Origin of the sequence: Geobacillus sp. WSUCF1 (genome assembly GCF_000422025.1) — a bacterium.
GTDB lineage: Bacteria > Bacillota > Bacilli > Bacillales > Anoxybacillaceae > Geobacillus > Geobacillus zalihae.
The window spans coordinates 1-2,155 of sequence record NZ_ATCO01000144.1 but is presented as its reverse complement, the minus strand read 5'-3'; the positions used below and the strand labels follow the sequence as shown (position 1 = coordinate 2,155).

At 49.4% G+C, this 2,155-nt stretch carries 4 protein-coding genes; all 4 read left to right on the top strand.

Annotation, left to right across the window (positions count from 1 at the left end; all coding sequences use genetic code 11):
- Positions 1-733 (top strand): methylmalonyl Co-A mutase-associated GTPase MeaB (gene meaB / locus I656_RS0116435; RefSeq protein ID WP_033006397.1); only part of this gene is annotated, 733 nt, incomplete at its 5' end.
- 32 nt (positions 734-765) lie between these two features.
- Entirely contained in the window at positions 766-1,203 is a 438-nt protein-coding gene (locus I656_RS02980) for a BrxA/BrxB family bacilliredoxin (protein ID WP_020756259.1), read from the top strand.
- 41 nt (positions 1,204-1,244) lie between these two features.
- Complete coding sequence (locus I656_RS18205; RefSeq protein ID WP_223810928.1) at positions 1,245-1,586, top strand: hypothetical protein; 342 nt, start codon at positions 1,245-1,247, stop codon at positions 1,584-1,586.
- A 26-nt stretch (positions 1,587-1,612) separates the two neighbouring features.
- Positions 1,613-2,041 (top strand): hypothetical protein, encoded by a 429-nt coding sequence (locus I656_RS02985; protein ID WP_020756257.1) that lies wholly within the window; start codon positions 1,613-1,615, stop codon positions 2,039-2,041.
- Positions 2,042-2,155: the final 114 nt, after the last annotated feature.

Below are 2,155 nucleotides of genomic sequence, written 5' to 3'. Positions count from 1 at the left end.
CGACCCGACAAGCTCATTGACCGGCGGCAGCATCCTTGGCGACAAAACGCGGATGGAGGCGCTTGCCCGCCATCCGCACGCCTTCATCCGTCCATCTCCATCCGGTGGGGCGCTTGGCGGCGTGCATCGGAAAACGCGCGAGACGATGATGCTGTGCGAAGCGGCCGGCTATGACATCATCCTCGTCGAGACGGTCGGCGTCGGGCAAAGCGAGTTTGTCGTCCGCGGGATGGTTGACTTTTTCCTGCTGCTCGCCTTAACCGGCGCCGGCGATGAGCTGCAAGGCATGAAGCGCGGCATCATGGAGCTGGTCGACGCCATCGTCATCAACAAGGCGGACGGCGATAATAAAGAAAAAGCGCGGATGGCGCAAAACGAATACAACCAGTTTCTCCATTACCTCCGCCCGGCCACGCCCGGCTGGGAGACGAAAGCATACACATGCTCGGCGCTGTTGGGCGAAGGGATCGCCGACATGTGGCGCGTCATTCAAACGTTTGTCGAAACGACAAAGCGATCCGGCGTCTTTTTTGACCGCCGCCGCCAGCAGCAAAAAGACTGGATGCACGCCATGATCAAAGAATATATCGAAACGCGCTTTTTCGCCGACCCGATCGTGAAAGAAAAGCTCCCGATGCTCGAGAACAGCGTCATTTCCGGCGCCAAGCCGGTCACCGCCGCCGTCCGCGAGCTGATTGAAGCATACGAACGGAGCCTCGGCGGCGAAGTATGATATGATAAAGGCAAACCGAAGGAGGTGTTGAGATGTTCCAATTTCAATTTCCGCTCTATCACGACATCGTCGAACAAGCGCGGCGTGAAGCGGTCGAAGCCGGATTTGAAGAGCTGCGCACGCCGGAAGACGTCGATGCGGCATTCCGCCGTCCGGGCACCACGCTTGTCCTCATCAACTCCGTATGCGGCTGCGCCGGCGGCATCGCCCGTCCCGCAGCGGCCCATGCCGTTCACTACGACAAGCGCCCGGACCATTTGGTGACCGTCTTTGCCGGCCAAGACAAAGAAGCAACCGCCCGCGCGCGCGAATATTTTGTCGGCGAGCCGCCATCCTCGCCGTCGTTCGCCTTGTTAAAAGACGGGAAATTGTGCGCCATGCTGCACCGACACGACATCGAAGGGCACGAACCGGTCGCTGTCGTGCAAAAGCTGCAGGCGCTGTTCGATGAATATTGTGAGGAAGTGTGAAAGGAGAACCCGAAGTTCGAAAAGGGACTTCGGGTTTTTGCATGACCATTATTGTTTGTGATAATATAAAAAGAGATCAGAGACAGGCAAACAGCAGTGCATATGATCATCATTTTAGCAGGCTTCTCTTGCGATCAACTTTTTCTCTTGTTTCTATCAAAAACCAAAAACTAAAAAAAGGATCATCTTTTATGGAGTTATATGATGTTAGTCATTGGAAAAAAGATGAGGAGCGGCAAGCTTCTGGGACAAGAGAGAAGTTTTGGTTAATTAATCCAGATAATAAACGTCGGTATCTATTTAAAGGCTCTTCACCACAACATGTACTTGACAAGCAATACGGTTTCCTGCCCAAAGATGTGCAAAAATCACTGATTTGTTGATTTTCCCTCACAAGCGTAAATAGAGTATGTTCAGAAAAAATCAAGTACAACTTTTGGTGAAGAGCCTATTTAAAATTCCTAAGGAAAATACTGGGGAAGCGTGGGCAGAGGTTGTTGCATCCAAAATCGGCCAACATATAGGGTTAGATATGATGAAGGCCGATTTAGCTGTTTACGATGGAACAATAGGTATTTTATCTGAAAATTTCGTCTTATATAATGAGGAATTTTATGAAGGTGGCGATTTGTTCTTTACAATTGAAGAGAGTTTTGATCGCCGCAATTTAAAACATTATCATTTTCTGAATGTAATAAAAGTGTTGTCTGGATTTCATCTTGAAAAAGAATTTGTCCAAATCCCTGTATTTGACGCGCTAATCGCCAATCAAGATCGTCACTGTGATAACTGGGGGATTATTGTTCACCACACTAGCTGCAAGCTTGCACCTATATAAGTTGAAACTTTGTTTTACATCCAGTAGAGCGCCCGCCGCATTCTACCAAACTGACTTGTATGAAGGAAAACAGAATCGAGCAATCGGAAAATCTTTATTACAACTTATATAGAT